The sequence below is a fragment of the Candidatus Saccharibacteria bacterium genome (assembly GCA_016191105.1).
Lineage (GTDB): Bacteria > Patescibacteriota > Saccharimonadia > CAILAD01 > BJGX01 > JACPPH01.
In genome coordinates this window covers 64,023-81,161 of record JACPPH010000006.1, presented here as the reverse complement: position 1 = coordinate 81,161, position 17,139 = coordinate 64,023, and the positions used below count along the sequence as shown (strand labels likewise).

Here is a 17,139-nt window from a genome sequence, read left to right as displayed (position 1 = left end):
GTTATTTGTCGGCCAGGCTACTGGTAATTTCGGCTTCGACTTCGTTCTTGGGCCGACCATACTTACTACGGCTTAGATCGCGCATGGCTTTTAAAATTTCTTGATTAGGCACGCCTATTGGTGGTGGGAAATGAATACTAAACGGTGTGGTTGGCACACCATTGGCCATAACCCTGCCAACACCTTGGCCATTGGGTATATTTATAAGGTCGGCCTGATTAAATTGTGGCTGGAATTGTTTTTCCATGTATTCAGCATCGTCGGTTCCTACCCGAAAGCTTAAAATTGAGCCGACATTTCCAAATACGGCGTCACGCACCTGCTCGTCCAATTGCGATATAAATTGATTGGCCACAATTAGGTTTAGCCGGTATTTTCGAGCTTCCGAGAGAATGGTTGCAAAACTATCAGTACTAAAGTTCTGAAACTCATCTACGTACACAGAAAAATCGGGGCGCTGATCTTCGGGTGTATCGCTTCGACTCATAGCCGCCATCTGAAACTTAATAACCATAATCATACCTAGCAACTTGGAGTTGAGGTCGCCAAGTAGGCCTTTGCTCAAATTCACCAGCAAAATCTTGTTGCCATCCATAACTTCGCGAAAGTTAAAAGCTGAATGTTTTTGGCCAATAATGTTTCGCATGATCTCATTGTTGGCAAAGGCTCCAAATTTAGACACAAACCAACCCAGCATTTCAGATTTAGAGTGGGCATCGGTTTGAGCCATTTCACCGGTCCAGAAGTCTTGGACAGTGGGGTCTGTTAAATACTTGAATTTCTTTTTCAGATATTCATCATCAGTAAAGACCTTGGGTATCTCCACAAAGGTACCGCCCTCGGGGTCAGCCATGACTGTCAGGGCAGCGTTTCTAAACCAGTGTTCATAGCGTGGTCCAATTATCCCTTGATGCTGTGGGTCGTAGAGCTTGTAAAGCATCTGAATGGCTTCTTGGATCAGAAAGTCTTTTTGCTCGGGCTTGTTAGGGTCGTATTCCATGATGTTAAAGCCCATTGGCACCTCTGTATCGCCCGGGCTAAAGTAGATTACGTCTTCGGCTCGTCCGGGCGGCAACATCGCCAAGAGCTTCTCGGCGGCATCGCCATGGGGGTCAATAAACGCAAAGCCCTTACCAGCTGCGGCATCTTGCAACATTAAGTTCTCTAACAAGGTAGATTTACCGGTACCAGTTTGACCCAATATGTATAAGTGCCGTCGTCTATCGTTATCGCTTAAATGAATGGTTGCTTCAACACCACGAAATATATTGGTACCCAATACCAATCCCAGCTCCGGCAAGCCTGTCGGAGCCGCAACTTCCTTTACGCCCTTGCGCTGCAGCGGGGTAGCAATCTCAATAATTTCACTTGGTAGGTGAAATATGGTGGCCAACTCAGTCGAATTTAAGACCATCTTATGAAGGTGTAAAAAGCGCTCATTAAAAAATCGGAATATAAAGTCGGTGGCGATCTTTTGTGGTGTATCAGCTGGATGGAACTCAAACCTATTAGCATCTTGCTGGGTCATTTGCGCAAAGCCAAGCAACATATCCTGCAACAACACTTTGGCTTTGGCCGGATCGCCACTGCTAGCTACGAGCCGAATATTAGTTTCAAAAGCCGGCGTTCTAACTTTTTCTTCAATAATTTCAGATCGTTTTTTTTCCATGTCGGTAACTTGATGGTTTTCGGCGGGGGACTTTTCACCACCCGACCCACCACCAGCAGCTCGAACTGATTCACTAACAGCCGAAAAAGCTTTGGCGCCACCGGTTTTTTTGCCTGTCAAATAGGCTCGGGCTTTGCGGTGGGCTCGTTTTACCCAGCGCTGAGATACCGGACGAATTAAAATCTGTATAGCCGCTCCCTCATCGTCTCCTAGATTAGATAAGCTGGAGAGAATACCGCCCAGCGCATCGCTATCAGAATTGCGAAATGTGTTTATAGGCAGTATGCTATCGCGTTTGAGATCTAATTCACCGCCCTGAACGCCTGAGGCCTTGCTAACTTTAGAAAAAAAGTTTATATCCTCGGCTTTCTCGATCTGGATTCCTGGATACCCGGAAGCCAGGGCTTTTTGAACCGAGCTCAAAAGGCTAGCCGGCACGGCCATATAAAAGTAAATCATGGGCCCTTCAGCGATAATCTCCAAACTAATGTGTCGGCGGCCATAAATTTGAGCCTTAGAAGTTGTTATGCCAGATAGTAAATTGAATACACCTTCGGCCTTAGTAATGTTTTCTTTGATCATTTCGCGCACATCGCGATTGGTGGCCTCGTTGGCCTCTTGGGGCGGTAGCCTAATCAGTAACGGCACAAACTTCAAACTTCGCTCGACATTTTTGGCATGATGAATTATGCGTCGATAAACCAAAAAACCAACTGCTAAGAGTATAAACAGAAACAGTGCAAACAGCGTGCTAGTTAGTAGTATAAACTGATTCATGGCTGGTTCGACTTATTAATCAACATCAATCCCAAAACGCTTTTTTAGATAGGTTTTGCTTAAGCTCTGTTGAGCTTCCTCTTCAGTGTACGGATCATCCTTAGTATGCTCAATCACATCATCGACTGTGTCGACCCATTCCTTTTCTATAAGATCAATATCGTCAGCATCTAGAGTTTCGGGGCGGGTCTTTACACCGGCCTGCGCGAGCGGGTCGGGCTGGGCAGCTGGCTGCTGTGTAAGTGGAGAAGCTGGTGCTGGTGGCGGTGTGGCAGCTTGTGGCGCTGGGTTAGCTTGTGGTTGTTGCTCCACACCAGACGGACGAACCTCTGGCTGCTGCATCTGAACTTCTGGAGCTTTTGGTGCCACCTCAGGCTTTAATACCGGCTTTCGTTCGTTGCCCTGGGGTCGCCTAGGCTGCTCTGGTATTGGCAGATTTTGCGTACGGTTATCCATACTAAAATTATACCAGTTATGGTTCAGCTTTGGCTAATTTTAGCTATGTACCCAAACGGGTGTACCAATTGGCGCCCAATCATACAAGAAGACTGCTGCTGCCAATGGCATATTTACACAACCGTGGCTGCCGTTCAACCAATAGTCTTGTCCACCAAAGCTATTGCGCCAACTAGCATCGTGTAGGCCATAGCCCTGATAAAAAGGCATCCAGTATTGAACAAAGACATTATAGTCGTAGCCATAGACGGCGCCATTAAGGTAGCGGTTTCTTTCTTTGGCGTAAATAGCAAATGTGCCCGTTACAGTCGGAAACCCTTTGCCGGTAGCGCCGCTTGTTATTGGTGAGCTATAAACGACCTGCCCATCTTGGTAGGCCCATAGGCGTTGGCTCGATAAATTAATCTCGATGTACATGCGGGCATCTGGACCATTGCTGTTGCTAGTTTGAGTTTGAAACGGCACCGGCGAATCAGTTAGCGCTATCGTTGTATTCTGACCATTTTGGAGTGCCGTAAATATCGCATCGGCGGCCGGTTGTTGGTTTATGGTCGTGCCATTTTTGCCTTCCTGCTCTACCGAGTTGGCACCGTTTCTAACAACTACAATTTTATTTTGGGCAGCCACATCCACTTGGTTAGCCACAGATTGTAGATAGCCCAAAATTTGCTCTTTAGAAATGTCGGCTTTTAACTCTGGCCTGCCATCGGATCCAGATACAATATTGAAAACTATCATATACCCCAAAGCGGTTCTATCTAGCACAAATGTCTTGCCGTTATAGCTTAATGATATTTGACGACTCAAATAATCTTCGGCTCGTTTTTGGGCGGCAGCGGTATCTTTTGCCAAAATGTCGGCTTTTTTGGGCACAGGCTGCAAACTAATTGTTTGGTCTTTTCCGTCGGCCAGAGCATTGGCAATTAGATCGTTAAGGTAACGCCGGTCTACCCGTAATCCGTCCCGATCTGGCACTACATTTATATTGCCGTCAGTTATTTGCAATGTTGCGTTAACCGGATCACGCCCGACCGAGCTAACTACGCTGTCTGTGAATTTACTGAGCTGGGTGTTATTAATGTTATAAGCATAACCAACCGTGCCTTTATTGCTGGCTTCTATTAGCCCAGCCAACGGCAAAGGCCAGTTGCGACCGACATTATAAGCAGCCTCAATCGTAGCTCCTAGCTCATACTCAGCCCCCAAATCACTATTGGTAGCGATGAATGTTTTATCGCCAACTCGCAAATCAAAGCGGCGGTCAAGATTCTGTGAGCGCAAAACTTGTAATGCCTGGGCTCGATTTTTGAAACTCAAGTCGTGCCCTGCGACTGAAACGCCCGGGTAAATTACGCCCTCGAACAGGGCAGCTACCAGAGCATTGAGTACTACAACAGCTGCCAGAACTCCAATCGCTACAAACCACAATCTGGCTTTCATACTCGGCCTTTGCCCAGATTTAGAAATTTTGGGAGGCAAACTCAAAAAATGGCTGTGGTTTTTGTTTTGCATTCTTAAGCCTAATTATATCGCTTACGCTCCAATGAAGCCAGTACTCTAGGGAGAATGTTAGCGCAGAGTCAAGCTACTAAGTTGGGGGTCAGATTTTAAGGCTTCTACCAAATCTGTTAGCTGTTGGTCAATTGTGGCGGTTTTGGGTTGTGGACCAAGGTCAAATTCAATTTCTACGGTCACACTTTTTCGCTTGGCCGCCTTTAACTCGCTGTTCTGGTAGCTATCAACAAAATCTGCTTTTACAACATGCTTGCGAGAGCTTATTTGTTCATGCAGGTGCTGCCAGCTGACGGCCACCGGCAGCTCTAAGGCCAGGTTGCGACCGACATAGCGGTAGGGCGGTATGGCTTTTGGCTGTGGTGTACCAACACTACTCAAAACTAGTTCAATTTTTATTTCGGCGTAGCTAACTTCTGGGGGAATATTGTGGTTTTTTAGGGTGGCTGGATTTATCTGGCCATACTCAGCCACAAATTTTCCACCCAAAAACATTTGGCCATAACGCCCCAACACGAATGCTGGTTTTTGAGCCGCTTCAATACTAACTTCAATACGACTGCGAGCCAATACCGCATCTAGCAAGGCTTTGAGTCTCTTTAGCGAAGACTCGCCAACACTGCTTATGGCCAGTCGCCATTCCTCGTTGGGGGCAACCGACTTAGAGCCATTCTCGAGCCAAGACACTTTTGATAATTCAAACACATCTACTTCGTCAGTATTTCGGTTTGCCGCAATCGCCTTTAGGTGGCTAGCTAAAAGGCCGCTCCGCAAATAAGCTTGCTCCTTAACCATTGGGTTAACTATTTCTATCTGCCGGCTCAGATCACCACCAACCATATCTACCATTTCTGCACTCACCAAAGAGTAGGTCATGATCTCGGTACAACCGATAGTTACCATGGCCTGCTTGAGATCTGTGAGTTTTGGTAAAGCTTGGAATTCATGTGTATCCATGGGCGGCGACTCAGGCAGGGTAGGGGGCATAGTATCGTAGCCAAATATCTTGGCGGCTTCTTCGTATAGATCCTCGGCCATACTCACATCTGTGCGCCACCAAGGCACAGCCACCGCTAGTATATGATTAAGCGATGGCACAACTCTGCGAACCTGCTTAATCTTGTCGGGCTTTACCACCACCGGCCTGCCCTTTTCCACCACCACAGCCGAATTCTTATCTTGACAAATAGCCATATTATTGCCCAACCACAATATGTCGCCGGCCCGATATAAATTTGCGTCAATTATTTCACCGGTTTCACTCCAACCGGTCTTGGAATCTAACTCAAGACCCAAAGGGCCAAAAACAGTAGTTAAAAGTTCTGAATCAGTCTTGATATTACGACTAAACACTTCTTTAATAGAATGAGCAAGTGAAAAATGGTTAATCTCGAAGCCGCGGGCTTTTAGCCCATTGGCCAACTGCCTTTCACCGAGCTTCATGCCCAAGACCGCCTCGGCTCTGCGCAGTCGCAAACCAATTTGAACGCCATGAATTTCGGCAAACAGCTGATCGGCAGGGGAGTCAACGATCTTTGCTGCACAGATTTCTTTTAATAGGCCAGCCAAACGATCGGCCGCCAGAACCGGCAAGGGGAGGGGGAGTCCGCGCTCAAAGCGAGCACTAGCCTCGGTGCGCACACCATGTCTCAAGGCTTGGCGCCGGACCGTGGTTTTGTCGAAATTTGCGATCGTGAGCACAATTTCGGTAGTGTTCGGTTCAACTTCGGCTTTTTGGCCACCCATAACGCCAGCCAGATCCAGCGGGCCGTCATCATCGGCAATTACCAAATCTTCAGATACGAAGGTAATTTCTTTACCATTTAATAACTTCAACTTTTCGGCGGGGGATCCATAGCGCACCTGCAAGTTGCCAGATATTTTATCAGCCGCAAAAGCGTGCGATGGTTGGCCGTATTCCAACATAACCCAGTTGGTAATATCGACCACCGGGTTAATGCTATTCATACCATTGGCCTCTAAGTTATCCACAAGCCAACTTGGGCTGGCCATATCATTTTTCACAACATATTTCACAGATATAAACCGCCTGCAGCCGCCCTTTTCCTTGACTTTTGTTACTTCCCTGTTCTGGTATTCATTTTTGGCAATATCAGGTTCAACTAGGCTATTGTTGAGCGAAAATGCGGCAATTTCCCTCGCCAACCCTATTATCGACAGATAATCCCACCTATTTGAGGGGGTGGTAAGGTCTAGGCAATCTCCTAATTCGGCTATGTCGCACAATGACTTTCCCAAGGGTAGAGCAGGGTCTAGCTCAACAATACCGCTATGGTCTTGCGATAACCCTAGCTCGCGCTCAGAACACAACATGCCATCCGACTTTTCACCACGGATCTCTGCTGCTTTAATTTCAATTCCGCCGGGTAAAATTGTGCCAACTTGGGCAAATGCCACGACCAGGCTGTTCTTGACATTGGGTGCACCACAAACAAGCTTTTTAGTACCGACACCAGTATCTATGGTTACCAATCTTAGACGATCGGCATTGGGGTGCGGCTCAACCTTGGTGATCTTTGCAATAATTACCTTAGAATCGATCTTATTCGCATACAAAATTTCCTCAACCTCAACCTCGCTGCGCTCCAGAGCCGCCACCATATCTTCGGTCGAAAGCGGCCTTTCCAAATATGAATTGATTGATTTTACGCTTACTTTCATCCTAAAACTGCTCCAAATAACGAAAGTTTGGCCGCCACAAACTTCGCAGATCATTTAAGCCATACTTAATTACTGCCAGGCGCTCATAGCCCCAACCGAAGGCAAAGCCAGTGTACTTTTCGGGGTCTATCCCGCCGTTGCGTAACACCTGGGGGTGGATCATGCCGGCCCCGCCTAGCTCTAGCCATTTACCCTGATATTTGCAATCCAGCTCGACCGAGGGCTCGGTATACGGAAAAAAGCTTGGTCGAAACCGAATTTCGGCCTCTGAACCCAATATACCCCTCACTATTCTAAGTAATGTGCCTTTCAGATCGGCCATCGACACGCCCTCGCCCACCACCACTCCCTCGATCTGAATAAAAGCCCAGGAGTGAGTAGCATCTTCGTTTTCGTTTCGGAACACCTTACCAGGAACAATAATCTTAAACGGTGGTTTATTATGCTCCATAAACCTCACCTGCATATTGCTGGTATGGGTGCGCGGCAGCCACTTAGCACCGTTTTTATCCTGATAAGTGCTATAAAAAGTGTCTTGCATTTCGCGCGCCGGGTGCTCGGGTGGCATGTTTAAAGCCTCAAAGTTGTACCAATCGGTATCAACCTCTGGGCTATCAACGATTGCAAAGCCCAGCTCTGTAAATATACGAAAGCTCTCGGCAATTACCGAGGTTGTGGGGTGAGCGTGGCCATAACCAGGGTATTCCCTCTTACCTGGCTCGGTTATATCTACGGGCTCAAAGTCTTGAGCTGTAACAAGCTCTTGCTCGGCAGCGGCGAACAACTTCTCGAGTTGCTTTTTTACCTGGTTTAGAGCTTGGCCAGCCTTGGCCCGCTCGCCTGCTTCCAAACCTTTAAGCTGCGACAACCCCATCGCCACCTGGCTCTTGGCGCCCAAATAGCGAGATTTGAGTTGCAAAAGCCCGTGCCTGTCTTTAACCCTCGTAAGCTCCAATTTGGCACTTTCTAATTGTCCTAACAGGTTACCTTTCACCCCTTTGCCCTTCTGGTTCGAAAGTAAAACTCCACAATAATGATTGTTAGCACAAACAGTATTACATCGCGCCAGCTTAGGCTCTTGAGGCTAGCGAGAGCTAATAAAACCACCCCGGCAAAGCTTAGTAAAAAGCCTGTTCTCAGTGCCTCATTGATCGACCACATCGGTTTTTCACGGTTTTTCACCTTTCGCATCTTCCAAGCAAAGCCAAGTAAGCTCAATACACTACCGGCAAACAAAAACACCCCTATGAACCAGAAGGTTACCCCTGCCGGACCAAGTTTTTGCGGGTTTGTGGCAAATACCATGGCCGTACACAAAATACCTGTAACCAGGAGTGTTAGAAACAAGCCAGATACAATAAATACGATTTTTTGTCTTTGTGCTAGTGCCATATCTGTAAATACGCCGTTCTTATCTGTTACATTATCCCACAACAGTCGCTGAGTGTGCAAGCGAACCAAAATTGTTCTTGTTGAACAACTTTACTACTCTATTCTGAATACATTTATTGACTTGTTTTTTGAGCTTTGTGTATTGAATAAATTCTATGATCAAGATTGTTGTACGGGTTGTGGCTAGCAATTTGTGCGACGTAGCCAAATATCAATTAGTCTAGCCAAACAATCGCTACATAGACTAGATTGACGACGTCATAGTTGAGTTTGTTCGGTTTTTTGGTGGGTAAACTTTTGCTTGGATTAGCTGTGGATAAATAAAACTGTGTCAGAAAATGCCAACAGAGTATGTAGGGTAATGTTGGTAACTAAGGCTTAGTCGCTAGAAACAAAGTGAACTGTGGTAACTTACTAAATCTTGCGTAGTAATTTGGGTCTACCGTTTTTGTCTCTTCTATAGCTTTTGTTTCTACAAAGTCCTCTATCTTAAACCCGGTTTCTTTTAATAGCCGAAAATGCATGCTCGGTGAACCCACCCAGAAACGAATCGGGTCTTCATCTGATATTGTGAGCTCGTGTGAATACTCTAGATAGTCGTTATAATTGCCAAAGACTCTACTCTCACCCTTTACTTCTTCGAAACCGAGTATCCGAGCTGGCTTTCCTTCAATTATTATGCGTTCTGAAGCCCACCTAACAGGATGTGGTACTGAGAATTGGAATTTACCGCCTTTCTTGAGAACTCTGTAGGCTTCTTTATAAACATTCTTTGGTTTACCCGTGTAATTAATTGCTAAACTGCTATAAACAAAGTCGAAGGATTCATTATCAAAAACAAGGTCATTTATATCTCCTGACCTAAAGGTGTGGCCGGGATAAGTCTTTTTGGCCAGTTCTATCGACACTGTTGATTTATCTATGCCAACTAATTCAGCTGCACCTTTCTCTTCAAGAAGCCTCGACTCTTCCCCTGTGCCACAACCCAGCATCAGCACTTTTTGCCCTAGTAAGTCAGGAAGCATTTTGCGCATAGCCGGCTTCTCTACATAGGAATGAGGCAGGCTCTGGCCTTTAATTAGCCTTTGTTGCTTGTCTGCTGCAAAATGGTCGTACTGATTGTATTTGCTCATATAACTATTATAACCAAAAACCGCCCTGGCTGGGCGGCATTGGTACTATCAGATCTTAAATAAATGCTTTGGTTACGGGCCGATGCATCCACTCTTAAATGTTATGAAACAATATTAGCGGGCACCGGCCCGGGTTAGTACTCCTAGAATGGGGGCCCTAGGATTACCGGGTGTGTGCTTGTCGGTGGTTCTCTCGTATAAAACAGTCGCAAGAAACGGGAGAATGTTGCCGACATATTCCCAACCATCCTTGCGGTAACCTACTCGGCTCAAAGGTTCTTTGGCTTGTTAAGCATAAAAAGCCCTTAGGCCGAGCAAGTCCCAGCGGGATGTGTGATACGCCTTCTTAGCTTTTGAGGGCCAAGCAGGCAACTACCCTCGAACAGTAGGGAGATCTGGTACTAAAAAACAAGGGGGCTGTTTTTTAGTACCAAGTCGCCCCACTGTTACAAGTGGTTAAAGCAGGATTTTTAGAGTTCAAATCCTTAAGCTCTTTTATGAGTTGTGGCAAGTTTTGTTTTTGTTTTTTTAAGATGCGCTTGAGATTGATACTAGTATAGCACAGTGCTTATGCTTATGTCAATAAGTTTAATGGTATTTTTTACTATGTAACCTGAAAACCCATGTTGTTTTTATTACAGCAAGCCAATAGTTTGCTTTATTTGCTCGAGTTTTTTGTTGGCAATTTTAGAGGCTTTGACATTACCAGACTCAATGATTCGCATTAATTCACTTTCGTTAGAGCGGATCTTGTTAAATTTAGCCTGCAACTCTTCTAATTTGCCGGCCACTAACTCCCCCAGGTCTTTCTTGAAGTCGCCGTAGCCCTTACCCCTATACTTATTCTCAATTTCTTCGATCGGTTTGCCAGAAAAGCCGTGGTAAATCTCCAGCAGATTGGAAACGGCTGGCTTTTTTGCTTTGTCGTACTTAACTTCACTACCTGAATCAGTCACCGCCTTCTTAAACTTAGTGATCACCTCTTCACTAGTATCTTTAAGGTAGACCGTACCCGGCCCCGGATCGCTCTTGCTCATTTTCTTAGAAGGGTCGGCTATGTTCATGATCCTCGCTCCAACTTCATCGATACCTGGTTTGGGCAACTTAAAAACTTCACCGTGCAGATTATTAAAGCGCTCAGCAATATTTCTAGTTAGTTCAATGTGTTGTTTTTGATCTTCGCCAGTAGGGACCTCATCGGCATCATAAAGCAATATATCGGCAGCCATTAGCACCGGGTAGTCAAAAAGCCCGGCTAGTTGCCCAGCCTCTCCAAAGCGAGCAGTTTTATCCTTATACTGAGTCATGCGGTTAAGCTCGCCCATAGTCGTGTAGTTATTTAATATCCAGGCCAATTCTGTATGGGCTGGCACCATCGACTGTATAAAAATGATGCATTTATCTGGGTCAAGTCCGCCAGCAATCAACCAGACATAGCTGTCTAAGCTGCAATTTCGTAAGTGATCTGCCTTTTGGCGCACTGTTATAGCGTGAGAATTCGCAATAAAGTAAAGCTTATCCTCATCTTGTTCTTGAGCCCAACGCACCATAGCACCCAGATAGTTGCCGATTGTCGGAATGTTACTAGACGTAATGCCTGATACCACACGCTTATTTATGTTTCGAACCTTCATATTAACAGTTTACTCATCTATTGAGGGCTTATCAACCAGTAGCGGCTCAATACCAGCATCGGCACCAGCAATCTTAACCACATCTTTATCGATCTTTTTGAGCTCTTTGTGGGCGTTGTTGTAGTGATTCACAGTCACGCCCAGAGAATTACCCAGTTTTTGCATAAACTGATCGTAATTTTTAATGTGTACACCCAGCTGACCTACTCTTTTTTGGATTTCTTTGGCCTGTTCTTCTATCTGTAGTGAGCGTAAGCCCTGCATTACAGTCTGCAGGTAGGCCATGAATGTTGTAGGGCTTACAATAATCACCTGTTTATCACGAAAGGCGTACTCGATTAGGTCGCGTGAGCTGGTATCGGCTAAGCCAATTTTGTTAATCAGTAGATCGTTGTAGATAGCCTCCGAAGGAATAAACATAAAGGCAAAGTCCATGGTGCCCTCGTTGGGACGAACATATTTGCTAGTTTCGTCTATGCGGCCCTTAAGGTCAGTTTTAAACTGTTTAATCAGTCGCTCGCGACTAACTTTATCTTTCTCGTCTATCAGGCGGTTATAGTTTTCCAAGCTGAACTTAGAATCGATTGGCAGTACCTTTTTATCTAGCAAAATTACCGCATCAACAATTTCGCCGTCTTTAAACTTGTACTGCAGCTTGTACTGATCTGGCGGCAATACGTTTTTGAGAACGGTGTCTAGATAGTATTCGCCCAAAACTCCGCGCTGCTTGGGATTTTGGAGCACATTTTGCAGAGTTTTGAGCTCGGTCGCGACATCTACCACCTGGCGGTTAGTGTCGTCGAGCTTGGTTAGGCGCTCGGTAACATCGGTGATAAGCTTAGCCGACTCGCTCATTTGCTTATGCAGGCTGGCTTGCATGGCGGCGTTATTACGATCAATGCGCTCGCCCATCTGGGACTGAGTTTGACTAAGTAGTTGCTGCAACCCCTGAAGATCGGTTTTTAACAAATTAGCAGTCGGGTCGTCGGTGGTATTAGACAGTTTTCGCTGCAAATAAACTATTACTGCCACGAAGCCCAGCACCATAACCACCAAAAGTATCACCACCGATGTATTCATATGCCTATTATACATCTTGGGTCTACGAACACAATACGAAAAAACAAAACTTTTACGCTTGGTCGATAACTTTACCCTTAATGTAGGTACCAAGAATATTAATCTCGCCAGTATAGTCTTTGAGCTCGCTCAGAGCCTGTTTGCTTCTGTGCTCATCTAGGCCAGCATCGAAGTCCAGATAAAAGTAGTAGTGCCAACCCTTACCAATAATTGGCCTGGATTCTAGCTTGCTTAGGTTAATGTTGCGCTTGGCAAACACCCCAAGCGCATTGTATAGCGCGCCTGGCTGATGATTGGTGGTAATAATAATCGAGCTTTTGTTGGCTCCGTCGGGGTTCTTGCAGCCTCGGGGAACAAGCAGCACAAAGCGCGTGTGATTCTGCTTGTCGGTTTCAATATCGGCCGCCAAAACCTTCATGCCGTACAGCTTAGCCGACTCTTTACTGCTAATTGCGGCCAGACTCTTGTCTTTGGACTTGGCTATGTAGGCCACGCTGCCGGCCGTATCGTGGCGCTCGTGCACATCTACACCGCTTAAATTAGCTAGATATTGTTCGGCCTCCATTAGAGCCACAGGGTGGGAGTAAATCTGCCTAACATCACTAATCTTTGCATCGGGCTGGCCGATGAGATTAAGTGAGATGCGCATATAGACCTCACCAATAATCTTCTGGCCGTCCTCGCGCAACAAGTCATAAACTTCGTTAATGCTGCCAGCTAGCGAATTTTCAACCGCTACCACGGCAAAATCTGCTTTTGCTTGCTGCAAATCCGAAAATACCCCAGCAAAGCTGTCCCGTGCCAATATTTCTAGTTGCCCACCAAAGAAGTGCCTAGCCGCTATGTGGTGAAACGAGCCGGTCTCGCCCTGAATAGAAACAATGTGCCGCTTTGTGGTCATGCCTTTTAGCTTAGCAATTGGCTATATAGCCCGTATTAAGCCCCTAAGGGCTTTTATGCAGGCTATTATCAAGAAGCCGAAAGCTGAGAGTAGTAATACAATCTGCACGTAGACCACAAAACTAAAGACAGCCCCGGCCGGCGTGGCCTCGCCTCTAAATATGATCGAGTACAGCACAAACTTTATAACCTGAGTAAGTAAGAAGCAGAGCAGAGCCATCATTAAGAAATGGCGGGCTTTAAAATGACCAGTAGCACCAAAAGACTGCGTGGTTCGTTGATATTTAACCGATTGGGGCATGTTTTTTAGCGATCGGGCTGAAATATTCTTAACTTGACGTTTGGTTTTCTTCATTTGGCAATATTATACAACTTGGACGGCTACTTTGCAATAATAGTCTGGGATTTGAATATAATAAACTATATATTTACTCAATATTACTAATCTCGATATCTGTATATAAAGCTTATGTAGCGGTATAAAATATAAGGTAAGCACTAAATTCTAAACCACTTTGGGATTGGTACTTTTTTGGGGCTTGTATATCTAAACTTAGGCATTTGAGGACCAAAATATCGTTCAACCATGGTGGGCCAATTAGTTTTTAACCATTTACGCTGCTTAACAAACATATCTTCTAACCCCCGTTCAGCAAATTCGGCCTTAATAATTCCGCCACTGTGTGGATGCTGGTGCCTTTGATCTAGCGGAGAATTAAAGCCATGAGCATAGTGGGTCATCTCATGTACTATTGTGGCAACCACAACGTACTCAGGTACACTAAGGTCTTGATATATCGGGTTGATAGTTATTATGCTGGTGAGCTGGTCGTTTGGGTCTAATGATATTGAACCGAGGCGGCGCTTGGCCTTGCGCCCATACCTTATTACAACTTTGTTAGATTGATCCACGTCCGAAAAATATCTATACCATATATCGGCAAGCAAGTTTTCCAACCACTCTTGATCTCTGTAGGTCGAGTCTATGCTTTTTTTGTTCATACTAACTTTTCAAAGTTAATTTGACTCTGTCCAACTTTGCTAAATTCTCGATTTTTTATACCATTACAAACCATTGTTAGCTTGCTGATTGTTGTTTCTGCCGCAGGTGGTGGTAGCTTAGCTATAATTTGTCGCTCTACAAATTGGAGACCTATTGTGTTCACTACTTGCCGATGGTTTTTTTCCCAGGCTAAGGCATAAATAGCCATTTGAATACTTTCTCTTAAGCGTTTTTCAGCATCCTTTTTGGATCCTACATCGCTGGTTTTAAAGTCATATATATCTATTTTATCATTGTTTTTATAGACAGCGTCATAACGGCCAGAGACTGCCACCTTTATTTCAGGCAGTCTAAGTAAAAATGGCTGCTCTACCATTGCTGGGCAGCTCTTTTGTCGCTGCTGATTGGCGTAAAAGTGTTTTAAGGTATTTTTACCCTGGTTAAAACGATCTATTTGGTGTTGGAGCGATACAAACCCCTCCTGCAACCAACTAGCCTCAAAAGTTTCATAAAGGTCTTTTAAGCCGATGTTTTGGTGAGCAAGTTTGGCTCTAAAATAGCGCTCTATAGCAGCATGAATTGCTGTCCCATAAACCAGGGCATGAAATGGCCCCTTGGGTAAGCTTAAAACATGAAAATACCAGAATTCCTTGGGCGAACGTAGATAATCGGCAACCTGGTTGGTACTAAGCTGCAGCCATCCGTCAGAGTAAAACCTAGCTAAGGGATCAAATTTAGACTCTGGCAATCTGGAGTAATTTATCAGGCTATCGGCTGTTGATTTTAATATCACGGGGCGCTTTTTGGTGACCACAACCTCGCCTAGAGCCTCCGTGATGAATCGCGAGGGGCGCTTTAGCCTTTTTCCGCCATGATTATAAGCCGCCGACAGTCTTAAATACTCTTTGGCGCGGGTCATAGCCACATAAAATAGGCGCCGCTCGTCCATAATGTGCCAATCAATTGCGCCGTCTTGCGAATCGAATAACCCTTTTGGCATGCGTATCAACTCAGCTCGATTAACAGCCGGAAAAGTCGCCTCTACCGCATCAACTATTAATACGACTCTAAATTCTAAGCCTTTGGCCCGGTGAACCGTAAGTATACGAACGGCATCTAGATCGAGTGGCGAGGCTTGCACCACAATGTCATCGGTGCTTTGTTGCAGCTCAGCCAGATGGCTCCACAAAGAAACAATGTTTGGGTCATAACTAACTGTTTCAAAATCTCTTATTAGCTCAAACAGTTGGGTTATGTTTTGAATTTGCCTAACAGCTGAGTTATCGGTTAGAGCTTGCTTAGTTAGTCTCACCAAATAGCCAGAGTGTTGTAAAAAATCATACAAGAGTTCACCGCCGCTCATCTGGTGTGCTAAGCCTCGATAGTAATTTATGGTTTCTATTATTGAGTTAATCTGCTTGGCGGCTGGCTTGTTCTCAGTAAGGTACTGTTCTAATGGCAGCCTCGTCCTGGCGGCTTGAGCGCTAGCAGCAACCAGCTGGCTCAAAGCTATGTTATAGACTTCACTAGTCAGTAGTCCATATAGTGCCTGCGAATTGCCGGGGTCATTGAGGCTATTTATAAAATGTAATAGCACCTTTACCTCTGGCTGCTCCAATAGATTTGTGCTTTCAGATAAGACATAAGGAATTAAGTGACGATTTAAACAGTGTGCTAAGTTGCACGACTGGCTATTTTTACGTATTAAGATCGCCATATCTTTGTAGCGGTAGCCGTTTTTATGGAGTTTTTTTAATTCAGCGGCAACATATTCGGCTTCTTCTACCTGAGTATCGAATATCTTAGCCCTAGGCAGTTGACCTTGGCGACTGCCTAGTAGCTTTTTACTAACTTTTTGCTGCTTTTCTAGCCGGTATGGATTGTTGTGCTGAATTAGCCTATAAGCTGCGTCTAGAATTTTTTGGCCCGAGCGGTAATTGTTGGTTAATACAATCCGCTTAGCATCGGGGTAGTGCTCAACAAAAGACAAGATGTTGGTGATAGCAGCCCCACGAAACCTATAGATCGACTGATCGTCGTCTCCCACCACCATCAGGTTTCTATGCGCTGCTGATAATAATTTAACCAACTCAAATTGGGCAAAATTAGTGTCTTGAAACTCATCGACTAAAATAAACCGAAACTTTTGTTGATAAGTCTTTAAAACGCTGGCTCTAGATTTAAAAAGCTCCAAAACTAGCAACACCTGGTCGCCATAGTCAATTAAACCTCTTCGCCTAGATTCTGCCTGGTAGGTCTTATAGATTAGGCTAAGCTCTTTCAACCGTCGCCGCTCCGCCAGATCGTCTTCTGTCTTAATCTGATCCGATACAAACTCAGCAAATTGCTCAGCCGTAATCGCTTCGTCTTTGAGCCTCGATATAAATCTGGCAGCTGCACTGACAAAGCGCTTGGGATTACCTAGCGGGCGATAATTCTTTAGCTTGCCAGCTAAGTTCTCAATCACCTCACTTAAGAAGATCCCCTGGGAAAAGTTCGACATAACCACAAAATCACTAGTTATGCCGAGTTCTAAGCTGTGCGCCCGTAGTATCTTGTCGCCCAGAGCGTGAAAAGTCGATATGTCGGACTCCACATAGCCGTGCGGCAAAAGCCTGTCTACTCGCTCCTGCATTTCAGTTGCTGCCTTGTCTGTAAAAGTCAGAGCCAAGATCTGCGATTGTGGTATTTTTTGCTTGAGTATCAGGTTAGCAATCCGAAATGTTAAGACCGCCGTTTTGCCGGTGCCGGCACCAGCCGCCACCAGCGCTGGACCCGTGCCATGCTCGACCGCGGCTTTTTGCGCCTCATTGAGCCCCCCTAAATTCCTCATAAACTCCATTATAGCCTACATAAATGGCGCTAGATAGCCTGTCTCAGATCTGTTATGCTTGTTGGTAG

At 45.4% G+C, this 17,139-nt stretch carries 13 protein-coding genes; all 13 read right to left on the bottom strand.

The genetic code is table 11. The features are described 5' to 3' along the window. Position 1: 1 nt before the first annotated feature. The 13 genes from HYX70_03560 to HYX70_03500 all read right to left on the bottom strand — a co-directional run bounded on the left by HYX70_03560 (position 2) and on the right by HYX70_03500 (position 17,071). Positions 2 to 2,446: a type IV secretion system DNA-binding domain-containing protein gene (locus HYX70_03560; protein ID MBI2798344.1), complete on the bottom strand. Its 2,445-nt coding sequence runs from the start codon at positions 2,444 to 2,446 to the stop codon at positions 2 to 4. 15 nt (positions 2,447 to 2,461) lie between these two features. Next, positions 2,462 to 2,902 carry a hypothetical protein gene (locus HYX70_03555; protein MBI2798343.1) on the bottom strand — a complete coding sequence of 147 codons (441 nt, stop codon included), beginning with the start codon at positions 2,900 to 2,902 and terminating at the stop codon, positions 2,462 to 2,464. Between the two features lie 39 nt (positions 2,903 to 2,941). After that, a complete protein-coding gene (locus HYX70_03550; GenBank protein ID MBI2798342.1) occupies positions 2,942 to 4,414 on the bottom strand; it encodes a peptidoglycan binding domain-containing protein in 1,473 nt (490 codons plus the stop codon). Positions 4,415 to 4,471: 57 nt separating this feature from the next. Further along, the gene (locus tag HYX70_03545) at positions 4,472 to 7,096 is read right to left on the bottom strand and encodes a phenylalanine--tRNA ligase subunit beta (GenBank protein MBI2798341.1); all 2,625 of its coding nucleotides are present in this window, start codon (positions 7,094 to 7,096) and stop codon (positions 4,472 to 4,474) included. Position 7,097: 1 nt separating this feature from the next. After that, the gene (pheS, locus tag HYX70_03540; protein MBI2798340.1) at positions 7,098 to 8,090 is read right to left on the bottom strand and encodes a phenylalanine--tRNA ligase subunit alpha; all 993 of its coding nucleotides are present in this window, start codon (positions 8,088 to 8,090) and stop codon (positions 7,098 to 7,100) included. Beyond that, entirely contained in the window at positions 8,087 to 8,557 is a 471-nt protein-coding gene (locus tag HYX70_03535) for a hypothetical protein (GenBank protein ID MBI2798339.1), read from the bottom strand. The genes pheS and HYX70_03535 overlap by 4 nt, the downstream gene beginning before the upstream one ends. A gap of 302 nt (positions 8,558 to 8,859) precedes the next feature. Next, positions 8,860 to 9,621 (bottom strand): class I SAM-dependent methyltransferase, encoded by a 762-nt coding sequence (locus tag HYX70_03530; protein MBI2798338.1) that lies wholly within the window; start codon positions 9,619 to 9,621, stop codon positions 8,860 to 8,862. 635 nt (positions 9,622 to 10,256) lie between these two features. Beyond that, the gene (trpS, locus tag HYX70_03525; protein MBI2798337.1) at positions 10,257 to 11,255 is read right to left on the bottom strand and encodes a tryptophan--tRNA ligase; all 999 of its coding nucleotides are present in this window, start codon (positions 11,253 to 11,255) and stop codon (positions 10,257 to 10,259) included. A 9-nt stretch (positions 11,256 to 11,264) separates the two neighbouring features. Continuing rightward, positions 11,265 to 12,335, bottom strand: coding sequence for a DNA recombination protein RmuC (locus HYX70_03520; GenBank protein ID MBI2798336.1), 1,071 nt, complete (start codon positions 12,333 to 12,335; stop codon positions 11,265 to 11,267). Positions 12,336 to 12,387: 52 nt separating this feature from the next. Further along, a complete protein-coding gene (locus tag HYX70_03515) occupies positions 12,388 to 13,236 on the bottom strand; it encodes a prephenate dehydratase (protein ID MBI2798335.1) in 849 nt (282 codons plus the stop codon). Between the two features lie 21 nt (positions 13,237 to 13,257). Continuing rightward, complete coding sequence (locus HYX70_03510) at positions 13,258 to 13,590, bottom strand: hypothetical protein (protein MBI2798334.1); 333 nt, start codon at positions 13,588 to 13,590, stop codon at positions 13,258 to 13,260. Positions 13,591 to 13,733: 143 nt separating this feature from the next. Next, entirely contained in the window at positions 13,734 to 14,237 is a 504-nt protein-coding gene (locus tag HYX70_03505; GenBank protein MBI2798333.1) for a hypothetical protein, read from the bottom strand. Then, complete coding sequence (locus HYX70_03500) at positions 14,234 to 17,071, bottom strand: ATP-dependent helicase (protein ID MBI2798332.1); 2,838 nt, start codon at positions 17,069 to 17,071, stop codon at positions 14,234 to 14,236. The genes HYX70_03505 and HYX70_03500 overlap by 4 nt, the downstream gene beginning before the upstream one ends. Positions 17,072 to 17,139 lie beyond the last annotated feature (68 nt).

What these genes read in the sequence shown, in the direction of transcription:
- HYX70_03560 (MBI2798344.1), bottom strand. Translation starts at nt 2,446, where the DNA reads ATGAATCAGTTTATACTACTAACTAGCACGCTGTTTGCACTGTTTCTG.
- HYX70_03555 (MBI2798343.1), bottom strand. Translation starts at nt 2,902, where the DNA reads ATGGATAACCGTACGCAAAATCTGCCAATACCAGAGCAGCCTAGGCGA.
- HYX70_03550 (MBI2798342.1), bottom strand. Translation starts at nt 4,414, where the DNA reads ATGCAAAACAAAAACCACAGCCATTTTTTGAGTTTGCCTCCCAAAATT.
- HYX70_03545 (MBI2798341.1), bottom strand. Translation starts at nt 7,096, where the DNA reads ATGAAAGTAAGCGTAAAATCAATCAATTCATATTTGGAAAGGCCGCTT.
- HYX70_03530 (MBI2798338.1), bottom strand. Translation starts at nt 9,621, where the DNA reads ATGAGCAAATACAATCAGTACGACCATTTTGCAGCAGACAAGCAACAA.
- trpS (MBI2798337.1), bottom strand. Translation starts at nt 11,255, where the DNA reads ATGAAGGTTCGAAACATAAATAAGCGTGTGGTATCAGGCATTACGTCT.
- HYX70_03520 (MBI2798336.1), bottom strand. Translation starts at nt 12,335, where the DNA reads ATGAATACATCGGTGGTGATACTTTTGGTGGTTATGGTGCTGGGCTTC.
- HYX70_03515 (MBI2798335.1), bottom strand. Translation starts at nt 13,236, where the DNA reads ATGACCACAAAGCGGCACATTGTTTCTATTCAGGGCGAGACCGGCTCG.
- HYX70_03510 (MBI2798334.1), bottom strand. Translation starts at nt 13,590, where the DNA reads ATGAAGAAAACCAAACGTCAAGTTAAGAATATTTCAGCCCGATCGCTA.
- HYX70_03505 (MBI2798333.1), bottom strand. Translation starts at nt 14,237, where the DNA reads ATGAACAAAAAAAGCATAGACTCGACCTACAGAGATCAAGAGTGGTTG.
- HYX70_03500 (MBI2798332.1), bottom strand. Translation starts at nt 17,071, where the DNA reads ATGAGGAATTTAGGGGGGCTCAATGAGGCGCAAAAAGCCGCGGTCGAG.